The 23,248-nt window shown below is 45.6% G+C and carries 23 protein-coding genes and 1 pseudogene; 11 read left to right on the forward strand and 13 right to left on the reverse strand.

Annotation, left to right across the window (positions count from 1 at the left end; translation table 11 throughout):
* Nucleotide 1: 1 nt before the first annotated feature.
* Nucleotides 2-1,147, reverse strand: coding sequence for a cysteine desulfurase family protein (locus tag AC1RRX_RS09025; RefSeq protein ID WP_007408041.1), 1,146 nt, complete (start codon nt 1,145-1,147; stop codon nt 2-4).
* Nucleotides 1,148-1,340: 193 nt separating this feature from the next.
* On the opposite strand from AC1RRX_RS09025, the gene brnQ reads away from it, so the two are divergent.
* Nucleotides 1,341-2,681, forward strand: coding sequence for a branched-chain amino acid transport system II carrier protein (brnQ, locus tag AC1RRX_RS09030; RefSeq protein ID WP_007408040.1), 1,341 nt, complete (start codon nt 1,341-1,343; stop codon nt 2,679-2,681).
* 111 nt (nt 2,682-2,792) lie between these two features.
* On the opposite strand, the gene ezrA is transcribed toward brnQ, so the two are convergent.
* Nucleotides 2,793-4,484 (reverse strand): septation ring formation regulator EzrA, encoded by a 1,692-nt coding sequence (gene ezrA, locus AC1RRX_RS09035; protein WP_144464207.1) that lies wholly within the window; start codon nt 4,482-4,484, stop codon nt 2,793-2,795.
* A 195-nt stretch (nt 4,485-4,679) separates the two neighbouring features.
* On the opposite strand from ezrA, the gene hisJ reads away from it, so the two are divergent.
* Complete coding sequence (gene hisJ, locus AC1RRX_RS09040) at nt 4,680-5,492, forward strand: histidinol-phosphatase HisJ (protein ID WP_047936030.1); 813 nt, start codon at nt 4,680-4,682, stop codon at nt 5,490-5,492.
* On the opposite strand, the gene refZ is transcribed toward hisJ, so the two are convergent.
* Nucleotides 5,482-6,105, reverse strand: coding sequence for a forespore capture DNA-binding protein RefZ (refZ, locus tag AC1RRX_RS09045; protein ID WP_007408038.1), 624 nt, complete (start codon nt 6,103-6,105; stop codon nt 5,482-5,484). The two genes, hisJ and refZ, sit on opposite strands and share 11 nt — an antisense overlap.
* 125 nt (nt 6,106-6,230) lie before the next feature.
* Here refZ and AC1RRX_RS09050 point away from each other — a divergent pair, with 125 nt between their 5' ends.
* The gene (locus AC1RRX_RS09050) at nt 6,231-6,713 is read left to right on the forward strand and encodes a GAF domain-containing protein (protein ID WP_007408037.1); all 483 of its coding nucleotides are present in this window, start codon (nt 6,231-6,233) and stop codon (nt 6,711-6,713) included.
* A 34-nt stretch (nt 6,714-6,747) separates the two neighbouring features.
* Here AC1RRX_RS09050 and AC1RRX_RS09055 read toward each other — a convergent pair whose 3' ends face one another.
* A complete protein-coding gene (locus AC1RRX_RS09055; RefSeq protein WP_144464209.1) occupies nt 6,748-8,496 on the reverse strand; it encodes a sensor domain-containing diguanylate cyclase in 1,749 nt (582 codons plus the stop codon).
* A gap of 290 nt (nt 8,497-8,786) precedes the next feature.
* Between AC1RRX_RS09055 and rpsD the strand changes: the two genes are divergently transcribed.
* Both rpsD and AC1RRX_RS09065 read left to right on the forward strand, forming a co-directional pair.
* Nucleotides 8,787-9,389, forward strand: coding sequence for a 30S ribosomal protein S4 (gene rpsD / locus AC1RRX_RS09060; RefSeq protein WP_003152406.1), 603 nt, complete (start codon nt 8,787-8,789; stop codon nt 9,387-9,389).
* Nucleotides 9,390-9,644: 255 nt separating this feature from the next.
* Nucleotides 9,645-11,015 (forward strand): aldehyde dehydrogenase, encoded by a 1,371-nt coding sequence (locus AC1RRX_RS09065; RefSeq protein ID WP_144464211.1) that lies wholly within the window; start codon nt 9,645-9,647, stop codon nt 11,013-11,015.
* Between the two features lie 136 nt (nt 11,016-11,151).
* Here AC1RRX_RS09065 and AC1RRX_RS09070 read toward each other — a convergent pair whose 3' ends face one another.
* The 4 genes from AC1RRX_RS09070 to hmpA all read right to left on the reverse strand — a co-directional run bounded on the left by AC1RRX_RS09070 (nt 11,152) and on the right by hmpA (nt 17,140).
* Nucleotides 11,152-11,709: an SMI1/KNR4 family protein gene (locus AC1RRX_RS09070; RefSeq protein ID WP_144464213.1), complete on the reverse strand. Its 558-nt coding sequence runs from the start codon at nt 11,707-11,709 to the stop codon at nt 11,152-11,154.
* A 336-nt stretch (nt 11,710-12,045) separates the two neighbouring features.
* Nucleotides 12,046-12,453, reverse strand: a complete 408-nt coding sequence (locus AC1RRX_RS09075) for a hypothetical protein (protein ID WP_007408033.1) — start codon at nt 12,451-12,453, stop codon at nt 12,046-12,048.
* 853 nt (nt 12,454-13,306) lie between these two features.
* Entirely contained in the window at nt 13,307-14,410 is a 1,104-nt protein-coding gene (locus AC1RRX_RS09080; RefSeq protein WP_492870897.1) for a collagen-like protein, read from the reverse strand.
* Between the two features lie 1,539 nt (nt 14,411-15,949).
* Entirely contained in the window at nt 15,950-17,140 is a 1,191-nt protein-coding gene (hmpA, locus tag AC1RRX_RS09085; protein ID WP_085342258.1) for an NO-inducible flavohemoprotein, read from the reverse strand.
* Nucleotides 17,141-17,376: 236 nt separating this feature from the next.
* Between hmpA and AC1RRX_RS09090 the strand changes: the two genes are divergently transcribed.
* The 3 genes from AC1RRX_RS09090 to AC1RRX_RS09100 all read left to right on the forward strand — a co-directional run bounded on the left by AC1RRX_RS09090 (nt 17,377) and on the right by AC1RRX_RS09100 (nt 18,563).
* Nucleotides 17,377-17,604 (forward strand): hypothetical protein, encoded by a 228-nt coding sequence (locus tag AC1RRX_RS09090; protein ID WP_007408759.1) that lies wholly within the window; start codon nt 17,377-17,379, stop codon nt 17,602-17,604.
* Nucleotides 17,605-17,773: 169 nt separating this feature from the next.
* Entirely contained in the window at nt 17,774-18,283 is a 510-nt protein-coding gene (gene yraA / locus AC1RRX_RS09095; protein WP_007408760.1) for a cysteine protease YraA, read from the forward strand.
* 151 nt (nt 18,284-18,434) lie between these two features.
* Nucleotides 18,435-18,563, forward strand: coding sequence for a hypothetical protein (locus AC1RRX_RS09100; protein ID WP_007408761.1), 129 nt, complete (start codon nt 18,435-18,437; stop codon nt 18,561-18,563).
* A 15-nt stretch (nt 18,564-18,578) separates the two neighbouring features.
* Here the strand turns inward: AC1RRX_RS09100 and AC1RRX_RS09105 are convergent, their stop codons facing one another.
* The 4 genes and pseudogenes from AC1RRX_RS09105 to AC1RRX_RS09120 form a co-directional block, all read right to left on the reverse strand.
* Nucleotides 18,579-19,331, reverse strand: a complete 753-nt coding sequence (locus AC1RRX_RS09105) for an SGNH/GDSL hydrolase family protein (RefSeq protein WP_007408762.1) — start codon at nt 19,329-19,331, stop codon at nt 18,579-18,581.
* Between the two features lie 197 nt (nt 19,332-19,528).
* Nucleotides 19,529-19,756 carry a hypothetical protein gene (locus AC1RRX_RS09110; RefSeq protein ID WP_144464219.1) on the reverse strand — a complete coding sequence of 76 codons (228 nt, stop codon included), beginning with the start codon at nt 19,754-19,756 and terminating at the stop codon, nt 19,529-19,531.
* Nucleotides 19,757-19,803: 47 nt separating this feature from the next.
* Nucleotides 19,804-19,854 (reverse strand): annotated as a pseudogene (locus tag AC1RRX_RS09115) (hypothetical protein); the annotation flags it as partial.
* A 171-nt stretch (nt 19,855-20,025) separates the two neighbouring features.
* Nucleotides 20,026-20,895 carry a cation diffusion facilitator family transporter gene (locus AC1RRX_RS09120; RefSeq protein ID WP_014418648.1) on the reverse strand — a complete coding sequence of 290 codons (870 nt, stop codon included), beginning with the start codon at nt 20,893-20,895 and terminating at the stop codon, nt 20,026-20,028.
* 222 nt (nt 20,896-21,117) lie between these two features.
* Here AC1RRX_RS09120 and AC1RRX_RS09125 point away from each other — a divergent pair, with 222 nt between their 5' ends.
* The 3 genes from AC1RRX_RS09125 to AC1RRX_RS09135 all read left to right on the forward strand — a co-directional run bounded on the left by AC1RRX_RS09125 (nt 21,118) and on the right by AC1RRX_RS09135 (nt 23,048).
* The gene (locus tag AC1RRX_RS09125) at nt 21,118-21,924 is read left to right on the forward strand and encodes a TrmB family transcriptional regulator (RefSeq protein WP_007408765.1); all 807 of its coding nucleotides are present in this window, start codon (nt 21,118-21,120) and stop codon (nt 21,922-21,924) included.
* 72 nt (nt 21,925-21,996) lie between these two features.
* On the forward strand, nt 21,997-22,728 hold the full coding sequence (locus AC1RRX_RS09130; protein WP_003152395.1) for an AzlC family ABC transporter permease: 732 nt from the start codon (nt 21,997-21,999) through the stop codon (nt 22,726-22,728).
* A complete protein-coding gene (locus tag AC1RRX_RS09135; RefSeq protein WP_007408767.1) occupies nt 22,725-23,048 on the forward strand; it encodes an AzlD domain-containing protein in 324 nt (107 codons plus the stop codon). Before AC1RRX_RS09130 ends, AC1RRX_RS09135 begins: the two co-directional genes overlap by 4 nt.
* 40 nt (nt 23,049-23,088) lie before the next feature.
* On the opposite strand, the gene sr7p is transcribed toward AC1RRX_RS09135, so the two are convergent.
* On the reverse strand, nt 23,089-23,214 hold the full coding sequence (gene sr7p / locus AC1RRX_RS09140; RefSeq protein WP_007408768.1) for a small protein SR7P: 126 nt from the start codon (nt 23,212-23,214) through the stop codon (nt 23,089-23,091).
* Nucleotides 23,215-23,248 lie beyond the last annotated feature (34 nt).

The raw sequence follows: 23,248 nt of genomic DNA on the forward strand, positions 1-23,248 counted from the left end.
GCTACCTCATCATTTTTTTTAGTTTTTGAACAGCCGGCACCAGCGCGGCCATAAACGGCTCCGTGATGTCAGCCGTATGGCTGAAGTTCAGGCTGACTCTTATGCTGCTTGATGCAATCTGTTCGCCTTTATTCATTTGCAGAAGAACACGGCTCGGTTTGTGCTCTCTTGCCGAACATGCCGCGGTTGTGGAGACATATATTCCTTTTTCCTCAAGCATGTGCAGCAGCACTTCCGCCTTCACGCCCGGAACGGAAAAATTAATGATATGCGGCGCGCTGCTTTCAGCGGGGGTGTTGATGACGACCCCGTCCGTCCCGCTCAGCCTTTCCATGAGCGCATTCTTGGCAGCCTCCACGGAAGAAAGCTGCTCGTTCATGTCACGCGCGGAAAGATTGATCGCTTTCGCAAGGGAAACGGCGCCTGCCGTGTGTTCCGTTCCGGCGCGGACGCCTTTTTGCTGCGAGCCGCCTGTTATAAGCGGAATGAGCCGCGTTCCTTTTTTGACGATAAGCGCTCCGGTCCCTTTTAAGCCGTGAAACTTATGCCCTGAAACGGTGCAAAGGTCAATGCCCGCTTCTTCTATAGACAGGGGAACTTTATGAATGCCCTGCACATGATCAACATGAAACAGAATATTCCGGTGCTGCTTTAAAAACCCGCCGATTTCCTTTACGGGCTGAATGGAGCCGACTTCGTTATTGACATGCATGACGCTGACGATTATCGTATCCGGCCTGATAGCCGATTTGACGTCTTTCAAAGAAACGAAGCCGTTTTGATCGGCCGGAAGATATGTGACTTCAAAGCCGAACAGCTCTGTCAGCTGATCAAGCGTCTCCGTCACAGAAGGATGCTCAATCGCCGAAGCAATGATATGTCTTCCTTTACTCATGTTTGCCCAGGCTGCTCCCTTTAACGCAGCGTTATTCGCTTCAGTCGCGCCTGATGTAAATACAATATCATAATTTTTTAAACGCAAGGTTTTTTTTATTTGCTGAGCGGCCGCTTCAAGGAGCTGTTCCGTCTCAGTTCCTAACCGGTGCAGAGACGAAGGATTGCCGAAATAACGGCTGCTCGTCTGTTTGTACACATCCAATACCTCTTCATACGGCTCGGTCGTTGAGCTGTTGTCTAAATATATCATTTTTTTTACTCCTTTAATGAAAACGGTACATCGTATGATATTTATGCTACCATAACAAAAGTAAATATAAATTCGCAATAAATCGAGTATTGACTTCTCTGTACATTGCCATATAATAAGTAATGTTCGTTTTGTTATATTATCTGACAATTAATTGACAGAATATTTCAACATAGTATTTAGGAGGATTTTTATGAAACACTCACTACCTGTCAAAGATACCGTTATTATCGGTTTCATGCTTTTCGCACTTTTTTTCGGGGCAGGAAATATGATATATCCGCCGGAGCTCGGGCAAGCGGCGGGGCATAATGTCTGGAAAGCGATGGGCGGTTTCTTACTGACCGGCGTTGGTCTGCCGCTTTTGGGTATTATCGCCATCGCATTAACGGGCAAAGACGCGAAAGGGCTTGCCGATAAAGCTCATCCGGTATTCGGGACTATTTTCACCGTTGTGCTTTATTTATCAATCGGGCCGCTTTTCGCGATTCCGAGAACCGGAACCGTTTCATATGAAATCGGTGCAGTTCCGTTTTTAAGCGGCATTCCGGAAAGATTATCTTTATTTGTTTTCACGTTGATCTTTTTTTCTATTACGTATTATTTAGCTCTTAACCCGTCCAAAATCGTGGACAGAGTCGGAAAGATTTTGACTCCTATTAAATTCGGTATTATTTTAATCATCGTCGTAAAAGCCATTGTCACTCCGATGGGCGGACTGGGCGCCGTACATCAGGCATATTCCGGAACGCCGGTGTTCAAAGGATTTTTGGAAGGCTATAAAACAATGGATGCGCTCGCCTCAATCGTCTTCGGCGTCGTTGTCGTCAACGCTGTTAAAAGCAGGGGCGTCACCCAGCGTAAAGCGCTCGCCGCCGCTTGTATTAAAGCGGGTCTGATTGCAGCGGCAGGTTTGACATTCATTTATTTATCTTTGGCCTATTTGGGAGCGACAAGCACGGATGCTGTGGGGCCGCTCGGCGAAGGCGCAAAGATTTTATCAGCTTCATCTGATTACCTGTTCGGTTCACTGGGAAACATCGTTCTCGGCGCCGCCATCACCGTTGCGTGTTTAACGACAAGCATCGGGCTTGTCACATCTTGCGGCGAATATTTTTCAAAATTGATTCCCGCTTTATCATACAAAATGGTGGTGACGATTGTCACGCTCTTCAGCCTGGCGATTTCAAATTTCGGACTTGCTGAAATTATTGCATTTTCAGTTCCTATTTTATCAGCCATTTACCCGCTGGCGATTGTCATTATCGTCCTTTCCTTTATTGATAAAATGTTCAAGGAAAGACGCGAAGTCTATATCGCCTGCCTGATCGGAACGGGGCTGTTCAGTATCCTGGACGGTTTGAAGGCAGCCGGCATTCCGCTCGGATCATTAGATTCATTCTTAAACGCAAATCTTCCGCTTTACAGCATGGGAATCGGCTGGGTGCTTCCGGGCATTGCCGGAGCGATCATCGGCTGCATCATCACATTTTTTACCAGCCCGCCCATCGAATTAAATAAAGCAAAATCGTAACATTCAGCGCCTGCGGTTTGATGTATATCAGCCGCAGGCTTTTTATATTCCGTGAGAAACTAAAAAACTGCACCTCTGATTTCCATCAGGGTGCAGTTTTTGCTTGTGCGTCTATGAAGCAGATTGATCAGCTTTAATTTTTTTCACGGCGCCGGGAGCTGCTTTTTCAACAGCATCTGCCGCCATCTCATAAGCTTCATTATAGCTGTAAGCGTAAAACAGCCGTTCCGCTTCTTTCAGCTGTTCGGATAAAATATGATTCTGGCTTCGGAAGCGGTTGCCGTACTGGATGATCCGCTCAATCAGCTTCACCTGAATCACAAGATCTTCCGCCTCTTCGCTGACTTCCTCAACCACCTTTTCGGCTTCGGCCAGATGTTTGGCGGCTTCCTCCATGTTCAGCGGCAGCTCTTCCAATTGGCTGACGGTTTCTTCTATATGATGATTTGCCGTCTCGAGCTTGTCCTTGACTTGTTCAGGAATTCCCGGCACGTTGCTTTTTTGCAGCATTCGGGCCGTGTCAGAAATGGTTTTCCGAAGATGCATCAGCGTTTCCCGCGCCTGCAGTTCTTCTTTTCTGAGCGCCTGCAGATTTTCACGGTATTCGGCATGTTCTTTCTGAGCCTCTTCCATCTGCTTTTCGATGGCCTCGACTTCTTCAATCAGCAGCGAGTAAGCTACATGCTCGCCGTCAAGCTTTTCTCTCGCCTGCTCAAGGAGCCGGCCGATCGTTTCCAGCTGTTTTTCGAAGGCATGCTGTCTGCTGATTTCTCCCGCCGTCAGCTGATAGCTTTCCTTGACGAGCTCCGTTTCGGTTTTTGTGCGGTCTTTTTCTTCCTCAAGCTTCTCATACGCGATGATCAGCTCAGGCATTTTGCCTAATACGGACTGTCCGGCTTCCACTTCGCCTTCCAGCTGTTCATACATCGATTGAATGGTTTCATCAATCAGCTGAAGAATGGCGGACGCTTCGTCAACATCCAATTCTTCCAAAAGCGCGTTTTCGGCCCGTTTCACTTGATTTGTGAGGGTCTCCAACTCTTTTTCGATTTGAATATGCTCCAATTTGTAGCCTTTTTCCGTCATTTCCCGGTAGCCGTCTTTCAGCTTGGCAATTTGGTTCGGCACGGTCTGTTTACAGTCGGCGAGCAGTTTCGGAACGTCATCTATGTATGTCTGAAGCTGATCCAGTCTGCGGTCCTGTTCAAGCAGCACTTTTCTCGCTTTGATGTAATTGCCGCTTTCCGTCTCTTCTTCGAACTCTTTTATGCCGCTCCAAATTTCGTCGAGATCCGTCTCCAGGCTGTTATAAAGCTCTCCGTAGAGATGGCTGTACGCCAGAAGGTTTTTTCGCGCTTTTGAATACCGCTCACGCACCTGTTCAATCTCTCCGCGGCTTTTTTCCTCGCTCGTCACAAGGTCGCTGATCTCACGCAGTATGCCTTCTATATTTGATTCGGCAGCAGTGAGGAGGTCGTCGATGTGGACAAGCACCTGATTCGCTTTTTTAAACCGGTATTTGTCGGCGTTCTCTTCGGCATCATAAAGGAGCTCTTCTACTTTCGGCAGATGGGCTGTGACAATTTCATCCCACTCTTCGCGCCATCTTTCAAAGAACTCTTCCGTCTCTCCGGTCATTTTCAGATGTTTGATCTTGGACATTTCTTCCACTATCGAACGGTTTAAAATTTCAATCTTCCATGACTCCAGCCGGTCAATTTCCGTATAAATTTTTTTCCTGAAAAAGTAGCCCGCCGCAAAGAGCGCGAGCAGTATAACCAATAATCCGATGACTAACTCCATAATGAGCCCCCTTGTTGTTCTCTTAATCTGTCAGGGTGTTTTATGTATTCAGAAAGATTTCAATATATGTATTGAGAAAATCTGTCGTTTTCATTGTTATTATGATACCATGTAACCAACATTTTTTGACCAGAAATCAAAAACTTTTTGCATAATTTCGGCAGGATTCTGCAATTTTTTAATGGAGTGACACAAATGGAAAAACGAGACGCTCATATCCACACCCCTTTTTGCCCTCACGGCTCGAAGGATGCGCTGAAACAATATGTCGAAAAGGCCCTGGAAAGAGGCTTTGACTCGATCACATTTACAGAGCACGCCCCCCTTCCTCCGTCATTTCAAGATCCCGTACCGCTTCAGGACAGCGCGATGGATCTCAGACAGATGGAGGTTTATTTGGAGCGGCTGTCACAGCTGAAAAAGGAATACGATGGACAAATCAGCATTCTGACTGGGTTAGAAACCGATTTTATCACAGGGTATGAAGAGGAAACCGCGGCGTTTCTGAACACGTACGGCCCCTCACTGGATGACGGCATTTTATCCGTTCATTTTTTGAAAACCGGTCCGTCTTATATATGCCTCGATTTTGACGAGCACGCCTTTCAGCAGCTTGCCGACCGCTTCGGAAGCGTTGAAGCCGTATATGAACAATACTATGAAACCGTGTATTCTTCCATTGTAACACCGCTCGGCCCCTTTAAGCCAAAACGGGTCGGCCATATCACGCTCGTCAAAAAATTCGCGCGCCTTTTCCCTTACAGCATGTCACCTCAAATAAGAGAGCTTGCGGCCCGCTGTCTTGACGCCGTGAAAGAACACGGAATGGAGCTGGATGTGAATACATCCGGGCTCAGAAAGAAGTTTGCCGGGGAAGTATACATGGAGGATTGGATGGCTAAGACGGCGAAGCAAAAAAAAATCCCGCTCATATTCGGGTCGGACGCCCATCAAGCGGAAGATGTCGGCAGTTCCTACGAAACGTACAAAAACATCATTACTTCATAAGCGCCGCATCAGGCCGTCGGAACACGCTTTCGATCCAGATCTTCACCTCTTCAAAATACCTTTTATAAAAGTACGGCTCATGAGGCTGCATATAGAGCACCTCCGTAATATATTGAGGCTGGAGATACGGCATCATCAAGAGGGATTTCAATTGCAGAATAAAATGCGGGACGGGCAGCGTCAGCCGTCTATGGCGTGACTGCCCTTCTTCAATCACCAGCTGGAAAATATATTTTTCTTTCATTAAGTAAGTAGACATAATTTCCCTGATAAGCACGGAATCAATCGTCACTTCCCGGTATACAAACCGCGTTAATTGACGGTTATCGTGCTGATAGGATAAAATATCGAAAATCACCCGCAGGATGCGTTCCTGCGCGTCTTCACCGTTCATACTGACGGCGGCTTTTTCCAGCGCTTCAGTATAGCCTTCGTAAAACTCGGAAACTAAATGTTCCATTAATCCGCCTTTCCCTTTAAAATAGTAGGAGATGTGCGCAACATTTACATCAGCTGACTTTGCGATTTCACGGACGGACGTGCCGGAATAACCTTTTTGGTTAAACAGCTGGACAGCGGCGTTAATAATTTTGTCTTTGGTGCTTACTTTCATACGGCTCACCCCTTTATGTGTAACAATTCAAGCAGAAAGGCGCCGTTCCTGTAAGAACTTCTCGACAAATGCCGGCAGAACGGCCGGAACTTTGTTTGATATTATAGAAAAAGTGAGGGTTTTCCATGTTTCATGTCGAAAAACAATCCGGAGATAAAGAAAAAAGTTATCAGCTTCTGCTTAAACAGCTCGAAGCCATGACAGAAGATGAAACGGATGCGATCGCAAATTACGCGAATGCGTCAGCGCTTTTATACCATTCATTACATGAAGTCAACTGGGCGGGGTTTTACTTCGCTAAAGAGGGCGAGCTCGTGCTCGGACCGTTTCAAGGACTTCCTGCCTGTGTGCGCATTCCGTTCGGCAGAGGCGTATGCGGCACTGCCTACTCTAATGGCGACGTGCAGCGGATTGCCGATGTGAATGCGTTCCCGGGACATATCGCCTGTGACGCGGCTTCCCAGTCAGAAATCGTCCTCCCGATCCGCGTAAACGGTGAAGTGATCGGTGTGCTGGACATTGACAGCCCCGTGAAAAACCGTTTTGATGAAACGGACGAAACCTATTTAGCAAAGTTTGTTGAAACGCTTGAAAAACGATTAGGATAAAAAAAGGAGCCCGGCCGGCAGGCCGGCTCCTTTTTTATGTCGTCGTGCTGTTTTGATGGATGATCAGCCGGTTTTTGCCGTTCCGTTTGGCGATATAAAGCGCCTCATCCGCTTGCTGAACGAGCAATTTCAACGGCATCGGGCCGGTCTTTGACCAGCAGGAAACGCCGCAGGAAATCGTCACGCGCGGCTCGGTATTTTCCCGGATGGCGCGAACCAGCCTTTTAGCGATGCGTTCTCCGGATGACACGTTGATATTCGGCAGATAGACAGCCAGCTCCTCGCCCCCCCACCTCGCAGCGACATCATGCTCACGAATATGGTTCTTCATAACGGAGGCCACCTGAATCAGGATCGAATCTCCCGTTTGATGACCGTATGTATCATTAATATTTTTGAAATTATCGATATCAACGAGGATGAATACACCCCGTTTATGAATTTTCATGCTGTATTGAATTTTCTCATCCAAATAGGTTCTTGAATACAGCTCCGTCAGCTGGTCTGTCTGAACAAGATGCTCAAGCCTGTCGCGCAGCATGGAGTTCGTAACCGCCAATGTCGCATGGTGAATGAGCGCTTGAAAAAGTTTATACATTTCAAACGTAAAAGCATACAAATCCTTTTTCAATAAAATCGCGAACCCGAAGACGGTGTCATTTTCGATCATCGGCACCGCCATCAGCGAGCCGAAACCGTTTTCGCCGAATACAGTCTTACCGCTGCCGATAAACACGCCCTTTTCTCCCTCGAACAGCTTTTCTTTCACAATGCTGATATAGGGGTTCGCACGTTCTGTCTTAAAAAAAGCGGTATGTCCCGGAAGCAGATTTTGCGTCTCAAAATGATCAATATGAAAAAAAGCCACTTCTTCCGCATGAAACGATTGGGTCATAATGGCGACGAGCTCCCGCATCGTATCAGTGAGTCTGAGGCGCTGATTCAGCTGGCGCGATGTTTCATTAATGAGCTCCAGATTCGCAATGCTTTTTTTCGATTGCTCATAGAGCTGCGCATTTTCAAATGCTTTTCCCGCTGCGCCCGCAAGCAGCAGCATTTCACTGAGAGTACTGCACGAAAGAACGGCATCCTGCAGCCCCTCCGTCTTCAGAACCCCGTAAGTCCCCTGCTGGCCTTTGATCGGCAGATAAGCAGATGACCTGCCTTTTCTGAGCAGTCTCCCCGATAAATAAACCTTCAGGGCAGACGGATCGGCATCTTTTCCGTCCATATGTAATTCTTTTGCGGGAAGCTGTCTGTCCGTATCCTGATCCTGCGTGATAAACAGTGAAAAACGGAAAGACCGGAAAGCCGTACTCAAACTTGCCTGCAGTTTTTCCAAAACCTCATTTTGGTCCAAAAGCGAATGGAACATTTCTGTCATTCTGTGAATTTTCCGCTGATGCTTCGTTTTGTCAAACAGCCCGCTTTGTCTCACAGATTGATTAATAAACTGAGTAACGATCTCAGGCAATGATTCCGGGATCGGCAGCCCGCCTTCCGAGCACAGATAAAAGGATCTGCCGGAGGTCTGATTCCTGATCATAAAACGGCCGTCACTCTCTTTCAGCGGAGCATAATGCGGTTCATCTTCTGTTTTTATGGTGAAACGTGTTGATTCTGCCGGTGAAAGGGTCAATGAAAGAGATGTAAAGCAGGATTCTAGAGCTGAGGCCAGCCATAACAGCGAGTCGGATAATGAGACGGATTCAGATTTCGTTAAGAAAAAAGAAAGCATTTTCTGATGAAAGGCCGTCACTTCATCAATTGTTTGTTTTTTCATTTTTATCACCTAAACATGTACTACTCATTTTTGTACATTATATCATAAACCGGCACTCTTCATGGAGAAATGGTTGACGGCGGCGGGGAAAAATCATATAATGTTCTTTGTGTGAAATATTGCAGCCTTTTTGTTCAGCTTCTGTGTTTGCATTTTGTTCCTTAGCTGTAAGGTGTATCGTGTAACTCTCTGCTGCTGGAGCGAGGATACATGAAAACAAAATGTGCACGGTCGGATCGAACAGACGGTTTTTATTTTCCACAAAATAAAACCAAAGGAGGAGTCACATTATGGCTCGCTATACAGGTCCATCTTGGAAACTGTCTCGCCGTTTAGGAATCTCTCTTAGCGGTACAGGTAAAGAATTAGAAAAACGCCCTTACGCACCAGGCCCCCACGGTCCGGGACAGCGTAAAAAACTATCAGAATACGGTTTGCAATTGCAAGAAAAGCAAAAACTTCGTCACATGTACGGTGTAAACGAACGTCAATTCCGCACATTGTTTGACAAAGCTGCAAAAATGACTGGTAAACACGGCGAAAACTTCATGATTCTTTTAGATGCACGTCTTGATAACGTTGTGTACAAGCTCGGTCTTGCACGCACTCGCCGTCAAGCTCGCCAATTAGTTAACCACGGTCACATCCTTGTTGACGGAAGCCGCGTTGACATTCCGTCTTACCAAGTAAAACCTGGTCAAACAATCGGTGTTCGCGAAAAATCAAGAAACCTTTCTATCATCAAAGAATCTGTAGAAGTAAACAACTTCGTTCCTGAGTACCTTACTTTCGACGCTGAAAAGCTTGAAGGTACATTCACTCGTCTTCCAGAGCGCTCTGAGCTTGCTCCGGAAATTAACGAAGCGCTTATCGTTGAGTTCTACTCCCGTTAAGTAAAACGCTCTTTAAAGAGCATTGGATTAAACCCCGGACATGTTGTGATGACAATGTTTCCGGGGTTTTTCTTTTGGGCTGTCAGAATAATGGACAGATGCTCCCTCTCTTTATTAAAAAAAGCCCCGGACAGGGGCTTTTTTTATGTGCCAACTGGCTTTTCAGCTACATGTACATTAGAAAAACCCATTTGACAAGCAGAAGCGATTTTTTACATAATGAATCATCATACCTTACAAAAAAGGAGCGACTGAATGAACAGCATCCCCTCTATCGTCAGCAAACACAAAGCCTATTTTGCGGCGGGGCATACGAGACAGCTAGAATCGAGACTGAACATGCTGCAAAAGCTGAAACAAGCCATCAAAACACAAGAAGCCGATATAACAGCCGCTCTCTATCAGGATCTCCACAAATCCGAACAGGAGTCGTACACGACAGAAATCGGAATTGTACTGGAGGAAATCAGTTTTGTGATGAAGCGGCTGGGAAAATGGGTCAAACCGAAACGAGTCAAAACGCCTCTGACTCACCTAGGCTCGAAAAGCATAATTATCCCTGAGCCATATGGAACCGTTTTGGTGATTGCGCCCTGGAACTATCCCTTGCAGCTGGCGCTTTCTCCGTTGATTGGAGCCATTGCAGCGGGAAACACGGTCGTTCTCAAACCGTCAGAATATACGCCAGCGGTTTCCGCTGTTCTTTCCAAACTCATCAGCAGCGTTTTTCCTAGTGACTATGTCGCTATGGCGGAGGGCGGGCCCGACGTCAGCACTGTGTTATTACAGCAGCCCTTTAACTATATTTTCTTCACTGGAAGCGTTGCCGTGGGAAAAATCGTCATGGAGGCCGCCGCCAAACAATTAATTCCCGTTACCTTGGAGCTCGGCGGCAAAAGTCCCTGCATTGTCCATAAGGATGCTGATATACAGCTTGCCGCCAAACGCATCGTCTTCGGGAAATTTACAAATGCAGGGCAAACCTGCATCGCACCGGATTATTTATTTGTCCACCAAGATATCAAAACGAAGCTCACAGAAGAAATGAAGCGTGCGATCAGCGAATTTTACGGCCCTCAGCCTGAACAAAATCCGCAGTACGGCAAAATCGTCAGTGAACGCCACTATCAGCGGCTGCTCAGCTTTCTGAATGATGGCATCCCGCTCACAGGCGGACAATCTGATCCCGCTCATCATAAAATTGCGCCGACCATTCTCGAACAAGTGAGGGATGACTCTCCAGTGATGCAGGAGGAGATTTTCGGGCCGATTCTTCCGCTCTTTACATACCGTGATATCGGGGAAGTCATTGAGAAAGTCCAATCGCGCCCAAAGCCGCTCGCTCTTTATGTCTTCACAACAAACAAAGAAACTGAGCGCACTGTTTTAGAGAATCTGTCGTTTGGCGGCGGCTGTGTCAATGATACGTTAATGCACGTCGCAACACCGTATTTGCCATTCGGCGGCGTCGGGGAAAGCGGCATCGGCAGCTATCACGGATTTGACAGCTTTAACACGTTTACGCACAAAAAAAGCGTCGTCAAACAAACGAACCGCTTCGACTTCGCTTTCCGTTATCCTTCTTCCAAAAACGGGCTGCGAATGATTCGGAAAATACTTAAATAAAAAAGCGCAGAGTATCTGCGCTTTTTATAAATCCTTATACACCAATTAATCGGTTCGTCTCCTAAATTAAACCTATTTTTAAAAGTTCAAATCGAAATCTAATAGTAAAGATGAACCAACCCAACTGTAGGAAAGGTTAATCCTCATCACCCTGGTGAGTCCTATAATAATTTTCAGCAGTATAGATATTCCACTCCCAAAAATTTGCTCCTTGAGACATGATATACCTATCTAAGAATATCTCAAAATTAAGTTGCATTGGTTCATACTCAATAAATCCGCGGAACCATAAATAGTTTGGATCTGTGGACATTTTGGTTTTGTGAATTAACAAATAACATCCGTCTAACAGATGTGCGACGGGAATAAACTGAGGCTCTAAAAAACCATTTTGCATATACTTTTCAATCTCTTCTAAATTAAGAATATGCAATCCCCCACCCACATTCTCACCGTAAATCAACAAATCAAATATTCTGGCTCCGTTATGCAATTTTAAAAAGGTTTTATAATCTTCAGGAAGTGAGACTTTTATTTTCTTCTCAAAACTCTCAATCTCCAGATCTGTTGCACCTTTAGAGAAAGTACATTCTGTCTCTAAAAGAGTTCCTTCATTCCCTAAAATTTTTAAGCGGCCTTTTTCATCAATTAATTCTTTTAGACCTTGGAGCGTTTTTTCAACAAAAACTGCCATTGAGCCACCTCTTACTTATTAATATTTATCCCACCAAGGATTTAATAGATTTTGGTGCATATCACGAGGGAGAGGATACAAATTATTAAAGTTATTTTTTCCCCATACTTTAGCGGAAGCACATGGTGAATATCGAATCAACTCCAATTCCACTTTGGATCAACTTTGTCTTTTTAGGATAATACGACTTTGAATATGATTTACCTACTTTAATGTCTTTTCCTAAAAATTCTCTGTTATGGAGAAAAACCCTTCCATATTTTCCGCTATAAGTGTTACTTTCATATAAATCGTTTCTTGCTTCGATAACTATCGGCTTTTCGCCAACTATGCTTGCTATTTTAATTGTGGTTGTGTGGATTTTTTGTTGGGGTCATATATTGTTGTGTAGGACATCGTAACTAAGCTAGCTGCTTTAGTGTGCGCTTTCTCTTCTTTTTTCTCAACGACTGGCACATTAACAATGTTGTTTTCTTCTTTAGCTAAGGGGCTCTTATAGGTTATTTCATTGTGGCTATCCTGTTTGGCAAGTTGTCGTGCCTCCTTAATGACGGAAGCCTGGCCATTATTATTGCTCTTAGCCACTCCATTCTTATTTACTGTTAAAGTTTCTTTTTCTTCAAAGGTTACTGGTTTTGCTAATCCAAACGAGTGCTCTTGTGTTGCTTTCGTTTGCGGCGAAAATCCAATAGCAAACAATAGAGTTGCGACAAGTAAACAGATTGAGTTTTTTAACAACCTCATACAAATCCTCCTTCATTTGTTTTCTGGTCTAACATACTATATTTTTACTTTTATTTAAACAATTTGAAAATTAACCCTGCTCCCTTTAATAGGAGTTCCTTTTTGAGAAGTCCTAAAGTAACTGTTTAGTAGAGATTCGCGCTTTGCTTTTGTTTTAACCCTAAATGCCGTCAGGAATCATGGATTGCATATGCCGTTTGTGAGCCATATACGCCGTTAATAAGTTCTTTACCTTTTTATCTAGGCAATGATGGAGATCTGCTGACAAGCCTAAATCCGAACTGAATTCCTGTAGTTGCGCTGCCATGTCTTTTTTATGGATAATAACAGGGTTGAGATTGGGCACCCTTTCAGCCGCACACCTCACATTCTTTCCTAATTCCTCTAAGGCTTGACTAATTATTTTATGTAATCCCTCCAATCATATTCTTTCTAAACTGCCCCCGTACTCAGTCGTTAACCGCCAATCGTTTATCCCGAGATTTACCGGACGCAGTTTACAGAGAACATAAAACTTTTTTCATTACTCGAGAGACGAATACTGCCATAACTTTCTGGGAATATTTGATTTGTAAGAGAATACTGCTGCTGTACCACCCATAAGAGAAAAGCCTCCTACTGTGTTGACTCGCTTAACAGTTGGAGGCTTTTGTCCTTAAATTTAAAGCACCCTCCCCTGCGGGAAAGCGCCTGCCTGTTTATTACCTATTACCATAATACCTTATATAAAAAAATTAGATGAGTTTGCTTATATTTTAAATTTCTTCATCCTTCTAAAGCTGTATATTAAGCTCTATAAGCTTTTTTAAGTCATTCGCATTTCTTGTTTAATATGGAGATTTAAACCACTTATCTAATTTAATTTTTTGAGAACAATAGAAGCGTTTACGTTTGTTTGCGTTCCCCCTGCTAAAGTTTGAAGAGTAACTGCTGCTGCAGAAGTATGATTTACAAGAGTAAGAATGTCACCTGCTGCTAGAGTAATTATGGCCTGACCATTGTTCTGTTGAGTACCAGCTCCTGAACCGTAAACTGTGTTCGTCACCGGCCCTCCATTTACAAATAAAGTGAATTGGTTAGGCTCTACACCCGAGACTGAAAAAGTGACCTCGTAATCTCCTGGAGTGGTTACTATAATTTGAGCTGTTCCAGGGGCATGTGTAATGCCAGCAGTAGTGATTCCAGTTGAGTCAAAAATTACCGGAGCCTCTATAGCTACCGTTTCTGCACTTAGATTGTACACATAAGCATATTCTGATAGCCCAGATCCTGTGGCTCCGGTCGCTCCAGTGACTCCCGCCGCTCCGGTGGCTCCGGTTGGACCGATATCTCCTGTGGCTCCGGTCACTCCAGTGACTCCCGTCGCTCCAGTTACCCCGGTCGCTCCCGTGGCTCCGGTAGCTCCGGTAGCTCCGGTAGCTCCGGCTGCTCCCGTGGCTCCGGTGGCTCCGGCTGGTCCGGTTGGACCGATATCTCCTGTGGCTCCGGTCACTCCTGTGACTCCCGTCGCTCCAGTTACCCCGGTCGCTCCCGTGGCTCCGGTGGCTCCGGCTGGTCCGGTTGGACCGATATCTCCTGTGGCTCCGGTCACTCCAGTGACTCCCGTCGCTCCAGTTACCCCGGTCGCTCCTGTGGCTCCGGTAGCTCCGGTAGCTCCGGCTGCTCCCGTGGCTCCGGTCGCTCCGGTTGGACCGATATCTCCTGTGGCTCCGGTCACTCCTGTGACTCCCGCCGCTCCAGTTACCCCGGTCGCTCCTGTGGCTCCGGTGGCTCCGGCTGGTCCGGTTGGACCGATAGCTCCGGTGGCTCCGGTCACTCCTGTGACTCCCGCCACTCCAGTTACCCCGGTCGCTCCTGTGGCTCCGGTCACTCCAGTGACTCCCGCCGCTCCAGTTACCCCGGTCGCTCCCGTGGCTCCGGCTGCTCCCGTGGCTCCGGCTGGTCCGGTTGGACCGATATCTCCGGTCGCTCCTGTGACTCCGGTTGGACCGATAGCTCCGGTGGCTCCGGTCGCTCCTGTGACTCCGGTTGGACCGATATCTCCTGTGGCCCCGGTCACTCCTGTGGCTCCGGCTGGTCCGGTTGGACCGATATCTCCGGTGGCCCCGGTCACTCCAGTGACTCCCGCCGCTCCAGTTACCCCGGTCGCTCCGGTGGCTCCCGCCGCTCCAGTTACCCCGGTCGCTCCTGTGACTCCCGCCGCTCCAGTTACCCCGGTTGCTCCTGTGGCTCCGGCTGGACCGATAGCTCCTGTGGCCCCGGTCGCTCCGGCTGGTCCGGCTGGTCCGGCTGGTCCTGTAACCCCTGGAATCCCTCGCACCCCTCGTAATCCTCGTTGTCCTACAATAACTTTTGTATAACAGATGGGACAGCACTTACAGCAGTTTGGTTTCGGTAGTTTTTGTTTACATTTAGGGCATCTTCTATGCTGATCATAACCCATCAGCTGCTCATCTCCCTTAATGATTAATATATCATTATAATATGTTTAATTTATAAATAAGTGAGCACTAGTTTGATCCTCATTAAGTTTGTCAGCTGATCTTATATTATTTATCAATTTCTGTTTATAAATAACTCTTCACATTATTGTAATCCCTATTTGAATCGATGGGGACGCAGAAATATTTTGCCTTCCAGTCTACACTGCGGATTTTATCTGTTTCAACAATAAAAATTACATATTTGGCAAAAAATCTTCTCTTTGATGCGTCTGACCGTTTCGCGGGAAACGCCAGAATGCAGAGCGATTTCACGATATTTCACCCCGTCTACTACAAAGACAGTCCGGTGTTTCTCGTCAACTATTTCTTCAGTAGCTCAATCAAGAAAATCAACAATAGATTCACATTTCCAGAGCCATTTTTCTCGGCGGTCCACTTGGCGTAATTCTGCCTGACGTTCGCCCTCTGATCCCCTCGGCATCCCCGCTTCATCTCAAATCGATTCTCAGATAAAAGAGCACCCCCAAACCTTTTGTTTAATATCAGTAAGCATAGATACAACCCCTCCCTGTACCGATTCCTCAAAAAAGTTACTCACTCTATTATTCCCCTCCCTATACTGCTATCACAAAACCCGAATATATAAATCCCATTGTATCCTGAAACTTTCATTTCTATCAGTTGTTATTTTTAATTTTAAAATACCGATTCCTCTTTTTGCTTTTGCCGCTCGTACACTAGCAAATAAGCGTTCATCCTGTCTTTAAACTTCTTTTACAAGTAAAAGGTCAGCGTCTCTTCCGGATTATGCAGCCGTACCGTTTTTTTCTCACACACCAAAAATCCGAGCAGCAGGATAAGTGAGCAATAAACTCGCGGGCCATGTGTTTTTAACATGCGGCACTTATTTCATTCGATAATTAAGCGAGTTGAGACAAAAAGTGGTTTTCCTCTACAGAGTGATTCCTCAGCAACCCTTCCTTGCAAGAGAATAAAAAAAGCACCCAGTCCGGATGCTTCATACATTAAAATCATCGTCCTTCCTTCTTCAATCACACCATACTCAGCTGCGGTTCAAATAATTCATAGTGAATGGATTCCGGCGGTGTATTGAATTCAGAAATCAGCTTTTTCATTTCTTTAATGAATGACGGTGATCCGCACAGGTAAAAATCAGCATCTTTATCTGTCATCACTTCTTCTAACAGCTGTTTGTCAATCCGGCCTTCCCGAAAACGAATGTTTTCTGAACGGTCTTGTTCGGACGGCTCGCTGTAAATAAAGAGGGTGTCAACGGATGAGTGTTCCGCGGCTTCTTCAGCTTCATGCCGCAACGCATGATACTCTCCGCTCCTTGCCGCATGGATAAAGAGAACGTTTCGCTGCGGCTGGGTTTTGGCAACCGTCTTTAACATGCTGATCATCGGGGTAATTCCGACACCGGCACTGATGAGAACCAGATTCTTTTTGGAATCAGGGTCTAATACGAAATCCCCGGCCGGAGCGCTGATCTCAATTGAATCCTTTTCGTGTAATTGGTCATGCAGATATGAAGAAACAATTCCGTCTTTTTTCACGGAAATCCTGTAATAATCCTTACCGGATACATCCGACAAACTGTACTGGCGGATATGCGTATAACCCGTGTCCGGAATGTATACTTTTACACTGATATACTGTCCCGCTTTGAACTCGGGAAGAACTTGTCCGTCTTCCGGTTTTAAATAAAACGACGTTATCTCCTTGCTTTCTTTTACCTTTTTATCAATTTTAAACGCCTTATAGTCTTTCCAGCCGCCTTTTTGCGTTTCCGCTTGTTCATACATGTCCTTCTCAATTCCGATAAAAGCGTCTGCAATGACGCCGTATGCTTTTTCCCATGCCTGAATGACCTCAGGAGCAGCCCCGTCTTTTAGCACATCCTTTATCGCGATTAACAAGTACTTTCCAACGATTGGGTAATGCTCGGGTTTAACACCGATACTCCGGTGTTTATGGCTGATTTGTTTGACGACGGGAACGATGTTTTCCAGCCGGTCAATATTGGCTGCGGCTACAATCACAGCATTCGACAAGGCCGTACGCTGTGTTTTTTTCTTTTGATTCGTCTGATTAAAGATATTCAGCAGCTCAGGGTGATGCTGAAACAGCAGGTCATAAAATCGGCCTGTGATTTCTTCACCATGCTCTTCTAAGACCGGCACTGTGCTTTTAATGATTTCAATCGTTTTTTCATCGAGGATTCTGAAATCCCCCTAAAGATGTATGCATCTCGATTGACCTGAGAAAAGAATCGTTTTTGAATTCTTTTTTATAGATTTCCCCGCTCAAAAAGGGTTAGCCATTCCAATATGAGGCGGATTCAGGAAAAACCAGAAAAACGAAATTGCATATGAAAAATTGTGGACTTGCCATGGTGTACTTGTCCGATGCAAAATCCTCCTTTTCAGCATTTAATAAAGTACGGGAGGTGAGATGAATGGGTAAAAAATCGAAAGTGTATTACTGTGACCCTAAGTATATTGTGACTGACAAGTATACTGACAAAGAAGTGGTTTACGTCCATCCCATCAAACACATTAACAGAGAGCATATCCGTTATGTTCCCCGCCACGTTTATAAGGAAGAAACAATTCACGAAGTCATTGATCCGGGCGATCCGGGGAAATGCGGGTGTAAAAAGCAGAAAAAAAGACGCAAAAAGTAATTGGTTCGATTTCTTGCCTTATCTCAGGTTAAACACGTAAGTTTAAACAGACCTCCGTACCTTTTGGCTCCTCTTTTTCAGAGGGGTCTTTTTTCATAAGCAAATACGTTGTGAGGCGGGAATCTGCCTGATATTCTTGTCATATACAAATTCACAGGAGGCATGATGTATGAGCAAAAAAATCGCAGTTCTGATGACAGATCAATTTGAGGATATTGAATATACAAGCCCGGCGGAAGCATTTAAAGAAGCGGGCCACAGTGTGGTGACAATAGATTTGGAAGCTGGGAAAGAAGTGACGGGCAAGCACGGTGAGAAAGTAAAGATCGATCAAGCGATCTCAGACGCAGACGCCAAGGAATTCGATGCGTTATTGATTCCCGGAGGCTTTTCACCGGATCTTCTGCGCGGAGATGACCGCCCGGGTGAATTCACTAAAGCATTCGTGGAAAATCAGAAACCCGTTTTCGCGATCTGCCACGGCCCGCAGCTGCTGATTGATACCGACCTTCTTAAAGGAAAAGATATCACGGGATTCCGCAGCATCCGCAAAGATTTAATCAATGCCGGCGCACATTATAAAGATGAGGAAGTCGTCGTGAGCCATAACATCGTAACAAGCAGAACACCTGACGATTTGGAAGCCTTTAATCGTGAATCATTGAACCTGCTGAAATAAGAGAAAAAAAGCACAGACCCGTTCAGTCTGTGCTTTTTTTATGGACTTTTCACCGGCTCTCAAAAAACACCATCAGTTAGACTATTCTCCGGCCCATCCATCATAAGTAAAATAAAAAGAGAATGTTTTAAAACCCGACAGGAGGTTCGCTATGTGGATGATCATTTTGCTGCTTATCATTTTAATCGGTTTTACCGGTAATATCGTCTCGCTTTTGAGAGCGCAAAAACACGCATCTCAAAGAATAATTGAGCTTTTAGAAAAGCAAAGCCGAAAATAATCTGTTAGCGCTGTGTTACCCATAATAGTAATAATAATTCCGGCAGATTTCCTGAAATATGATTTGATGCCCTTTCTCGTTCGGATGAAGACCTTCTGACATGCACATGCTGCGGAAAGCGGGATTATATGGGTCGATGAGATCAGTATCAAATAGATCGGCATATGGTACAGAGAGGAGTGTGCAGGCTTCTTTTTGGGCTTTCACATAGTCAGCCAGCTTCAGGCCCAGTTTATTTTTATCAGTATCACGGCGGACGATTTTTCCTTTTGACATTTTTGCTTGTCTCGTTGGGGTCACCACAATGATGCTCGCGCCTTTATTTCCGCTTCGCAGCTGCTGAATCACTTGGCAGAAGCCTCCGTAAAATGTGGTGATATCCTTTTCATCTGTGCCGATGGGAATGTGGTTGCACCAATCATCATCTGTTCCCTGGACAATGATGACATCATGTCCCTTTGTTTTAAGCGCTTGCTGATAAATGTTATCGCTTCCGTTGTTGCTCATATTAACGCCGCTGACAGACAGATTGGTTATTTCAGCGTTTGTCCGGTCTTTGAGAATGTCACCAAAGCCGTATTCCGCACGCAGCCCCCGGGCGACGCTGTCACCTAAGATCGCGATTTTCGAAGCCTTCCGCAGCCTGCTTATGCTGATAAAGTCAACGCTGATATGCCCGCTGTCCGTGATATGCAAAAGCTTGCTGCTGATGTTTGGCAAAGAGACTGTCTTTCCTTCAGAGTTATAAAAATCCTCATTCAGCTTCATTCGGCGTCATCCCTTCCTTTTTATTCTCCGGCATCTTTTTTGACATAAAAAACGGACACGAACAAACAGCGCCATGTTGTCAGTTCAGTGTCCGCAGATGATGATACTGGATCTTTTATGCAGTTCTCTTGCCATTATAGCAGATCCCCGTTACTTGTAATAGAGTCTGCAGTCAGCATTTAAAACAGCGTTTGCGGCTACGTTTTTGATGAGACCGTCTGCTGCGGGAACGGTGTGTCCGGCGATGCGTCCGTCTTCTGCTGCGGGAACGGTGTGTCCGGTGATGCGTCCGTCTTCTGCTGCGGGAACGGTGTGTCCGGTGATGCGTCCGTCTTCTGCTGCGGGAACGGTGTGTCCGATGATGCGTCCGTCTTCTGCTGCGAGAACGGTGTGTCCGTTTTCTGCTGCGGGAACGGCGCGAACATTTTTTAGAAACCGGTTCTTGGTATAAATACTCCCCTAAACCTTCTCTTTCCGCAACGGCAACTCCATGTTCAATTTCTTTAACAGAAATAGCGTTCAATTCTGTTCACCTCCCTTTTTCTTTACAACATAACGTATGAAATGAACCCCTCACGTGTATAAGCTTATCTCTCATATGAGCGAGAAATAGTCATTTATACAACAAAAAGACCCGTGGGAACGGGCCTTTTGCAGGCATTTTGCCGGGAACAAACGCAAACTTAAGATCGATTTATTTCTTCCTCTCGCTCTCCGGCTCGGGGTGAATCATTACCTGTGCTTGTTTGAATTCATTCGTAATATCTCTTTCAATGCGGTCACACAGGTCATGCACGTCTTTAATCGTCACGTGAGAGGCTACGACCAGGTGAAAATCAATATACTCCTGCGGGCCGGAGCGTCTTGTACGAAAATCGTGAATTTCAATAAATTCCTGTTGAAATGTTTCAATAATCTTTAAAATTGTTTTTTCTTCCTCTTCCGACAAACGGGTATCAATCAGCGGCGGGAATGCTTCTTTCATTAACTTAAACGCTTCATATATGATATACACCGCCAGCACCATACCTATAATGGGATCAAGTATGTACCACTCCGTTACGGTAACGACCAAAAGGCTTGCCGCTACGCCTAATGATGTGTACACGTCAGTCAGTAAATGCAGGGCATTTGATTTCATTGCCACGGAATTAACCTTTTCGGCTTCTCTTTTTACGAACTTCGAAACGATCAAATTAATGAGAGCCCCCGCAAGCATCACAACAATTCCCAATACAGGCAGATGAACCGGCGCCGGGTTCACCAGTTTTTGAACGCATTCATATATCATCCAAATCCCTGCCGCAAAAATCAGAATCGTCTCGATAGTCCCCGACAGATTCTCGACTTTTCCATGACCGTACGGATGCCCTGTATCAGCCGGCTTTTTTGAAATCCTGACGGAGATAAAGGCAATGAAGGCGGCGATCAAATCTAAAAAAGAATGAATGGCTTCAGAAAGTATCGCGACAGATCCGGTTATGATCCCCACCACTATTTTGAGCATGACGACCAGGGAATTGCTTATAACCGATAAAAAAGCGATTTTAGAGGTGTTTTCCACCGTGATCCTCCTCTTTTTAACTTCTTGAATTTATCGTATCAAACGGCATTCGTGTGGGTCTACGGCAACGTTTTTCACAAAAGCCATACATGTAACTCACCATAAACTAAGTTGGAAAGCGACAAAACAGGCGCACCTTTCTTTCAGCACTCAAGTCCCATTGACAAGATATAACCGCTTACATTATAGTAGTTTCATGAATAACCACTACGGAGGATGTTTATGGAGGATGTTCTGAAAGAATTACAGAAGTTTGGATTTTCTCAATATGAATGTAAAGCATATATCGGCTTGTTGAAACACTCGCCTGTTACCGGATATGAAATCAGCAAAAGGTCAGGCGTCCCCCGCTCAATGATCTATGAAGTATTGGGGAAATTAGTTGATAAAGGCGCTGTCCATATTGTGCCGTCTGATCCGGTTACATATGCTCCGCTTGCCGGAAAGGAATTAATCGACCGGCTCCGGCACGATTTCGAGAGCTCATTCGGCTACCTTGAGGAAAAGTTATTGGCACTGGAAAGCGAGCAGGAGATGAATGTCATCCGCCGCATCAGCACGAATGATCATGTCATCAATGAGATGAAGGATATGATTGAAAAAGCCGAGGAAGAGTTGTGGCTGTCTGTCTGGGAACAGCAGATTCCCTTTATTCAAGAAGCCGCTAACAAACGCGCCGCCGAACAATTGCCCGTCTTTTCGATTGTGTTCGGCCCTCCGGAAGTGAAGCTCGGAAATACGACAAATCATAATATGTCTCCTGAAGTGGCGGAGAAACGGATGGGCGGAAGATTAACGATAGCTGCCCGCGATAATAAAGAAGTCTTAATCGCCAATTTTTCTCCGCAGACGAATGCCTGGGCCATTAAATCAGAAGATCCCGCTCTCGTTCTCGTGGCCATGGAATATATGAGGCACGATCTGATGTTCGCGGAGCTTGTGAAAGAAGTCGGGGCTGAGAAAGTTGAAGGCCTGATGAAACAAAACCATTCGTTATTTCATGTCGTCACCGGAAATCGGTTCATATAAATGTGAACCGTATTTTCTTTGATTTTTTCATTAGTCGTTATCATTATAATCTCTATGAAAGGAGTATAAAAAATGATTAACACAGAAGTGCAAAAAACCGCCGTTTCCCGGGAAATGAACGATACGTTTTTACAGGGGGTGCGGGATTGTGTGCCTACGCTGCTGGGCTATATGAGCATCGGTTTTGCTTTCGGCATCGTTGGCGTTGCCTCTCATCTAAGCATTCTTGAAATTTGTTTGTTATCTTTGTGTGTCTATGCCGGCGCCGCCCAATTTATTATTTGCTCGCTCCTTGTTTCCGGGAGTCCGATTTCCGCCATTATTTTAACGACGTTTATCGTCAATCTGCGGCACCTTCTGCTGAGCCTGACCATCGCGCCGTATTTCACGAAATACTCTTTGGCGAAAAATATCGGCTTCGGGGCTTTGCTTACTGACGAATCTTTCGGAGTAGCGGTGAACAAAGCGGCTCAGAACGGCAGGTTATACGATAAGTGGATGAACGGCCTCAATATAACCGCTTACATGTGCTGGGTTATTTCCTGCGTGATGGGCGGGCTTCTCGGACAATGGATATCTGATCCTTACGCGCTCGGCCTGGACTTTGCTTTGCCCGCTATGTTTGCGGCGCTGCTTGTGCTGCAATTGCAATCGTCCGCTTCGGAAAAGCTGAAGCACAGCCTCTCCTTAATTCTCTATATGATCATTTTTATGGTCTTGTTATCGTATTTCGTCCCGTCACACATCGCGGTCATCGTCTCAACCGTGATTGTGGCAACGATCGGGGTGGTGACGGACAAATGAGCATCAGCACACAAATGATCTGGATTATACTCGGCTGCATGATTGTTACACTTGTGCCGCGCATTGTTCCGTTTATATTTGTCCGGAACATTCAGATGCCTGAGTTGGCTTTAAAATGGCTCTCCTTTATTCCGCTTTGCATTTTGACGGCTCTGGTAACGGAAAGCATGATTGTGAAAACAAACAGCGCTTTGACCTTTGATTGGAAAGCAATGATCGTTCTCATCCCGACATTGCTTTGCGCGATGCGGACAAAAAGCTTATCCATCACGGTCATCACAGGAGTCGTGCTGATGGCCGCCGTCAGGCTGATATGGTGACAATCAAAAGCCTCCATTCCGCAGAATGGAGGCTTTCCCTTTATGATGTCGGATTTTCTTCTTCCGTCTCTGATTCCTCGGCTTTGGCTTCGGCGTTTATGCTTTGCTGCTGTTCCCAATGATCCCGCTGCAATCTTTCTTTTGCGATGGTAAACATGAAATTCACGGCGCAGCACCCCTTCCCTGTTTTGCTTATACTA

The organism is Bacillus sp. GW821-FHT11D08, assembly GCF_058808515.1.

What these genes read in the sequence shown, in the direction of transcription:
- AC1RRX_RS09025 (WP_007408041.1), bottom strand. Translation starts at nt 1,147, where the DNA reads ATGATATATTTAGACAACAGCTCAACGACCGAGCCGTATGAAGAGGTA.
- brnQ (WP_007408040.1), top strand. Translation starts at nt 1,341, where the DNA reads ATGAAACACTCACTACCTGTCAAAGATACCGTTATTATCGGTTTCATG.
- ezrA (WP_144464207.1), bottom strand. Translation starts at nt 4,484, where the DNA reads ATGGAGTTAGTCATCGGATTATTGGTTATACTGCTCGCGCTCTTTGCG.
- hisJ (WP_047936030.1), top strand. Translation starts at nt 4,680, where the DNA reads ATGGAAAAACGAGACGCTCATATCCACACCCCTTTTTGCCCTCACGGC.
- refZ (WP_007408038.1), bottom strand. Translation starts at nt 6,105, where the DNA reads ATGAAAGTAAGCACCAAAGACAAAATTATTAACGCCGCTGTCCAGCTG.
- AC1RRX_RS09050 (WP_007408037.1), top strand. Translation starts at nt 6,231, where the DNA reads ATGTTTCATGTCGAAAAACAATCCGGAGATAAAGAAAAAAGTTATCAG.
- AC1RRX_RS09055 (WP_144464209.1), bottom strand. Translation starts at nt 8,496, where the DNA reads ATGAAAAAACAAACAATTGATGAAGTGACGGCCTTTCATCAGAAAATG.
- rpsD (WP_003152406.1), top strand. Translation starts at nt 8,787, where the DNA reads ATGGCTCGCTATACAGGTCCATCTTGGAAACTGTCTCGCCGTTTAGGA.
- AC1RRX_RS09065 (WP_144464211.1), top strand. Translation starts at nt 9,645, where the DNA reads ATGAACAGCATCCCCTCTATCGTCAGCAAACACAAAGCCTATTTTGCG.
- AC1RRX_RS09070 (WP_144464213.1), bottom strand. Translation starts at nt 11,709, where the DNA reads ATGGCAGTTTTTGTTGAAAAAACGCTCCAAGGTCTAAAAGAATTAATT.
- AC1RRX_RS09075 (WP_007408033.1), bottom strand. Translation starts at nt 12,453, where the DNA reads ATGAGGTTGTTAAAAAACTCAATCTGTTTACTTGTCGCAACTCTATTG.
- AC1RRX_RS09090 (WP_007408759.1), top strand. Translation starts at nt 17,377, where the DNA reads ATGGGTAAAAAATCGAAAGTGTATTACTGTGACCCTAAGTATATTGTG.
- yraA (WP_007408760.1), top strand. Translation starts at nt 17,774, where the DNA reads ATGAGCAAAAAAATCGCAGTTCTGATGACAGATCAATTTGAGGATATT.
- AC1RRX_RS09100 (WP_007408761.1), top strand. Translation starts at nt 18,435, where the DNA reads ATGTGGATGATCATTTTGCTGCTTATCATTTTAATCGGTTTTACCGGT.
- AC1RRX_RS09105 (WP_007408762.1), bottom strand. Translation starts at nt 19,331, where the DNA reads ATGAAGCTGAATGAGGATTTTTATAACTCTGAAGGAAAGACAGTCTCT.
- AC1RRX_RS09110 (WP_144464219.1), bottom strand. Translation starts at nt 19,756, where the DNA reads ATGTTCGCGCCGTTCCCGCAGCAGAAAACGGACACACCGTTCTCGCAG.
- AC1RRX_RS09125 (WP_007408765.1), top strand. Translation starts at nt 21,118, where the DNA reads ATGGAGGATGTTCTGAAAGAATTACAGAAGTTTGGATTTTCTCAATAT.
- AC1RRX_RS09130 (WP_003152395.1), top strand. Translation starts at nt 21,997, where the DNA reads ATGATTAACACAGAAGTGCAAAAAACCGCCGTTTCCCGGGAAATGAAC.
- AC1RRX_RS09135 (WP_007408767.1), top strand. Translation starts at nt 22,725, where the DNA reads ATGAGCATCAGCACACAAATGATCTGGATTATACTCGGCTGCATGATT.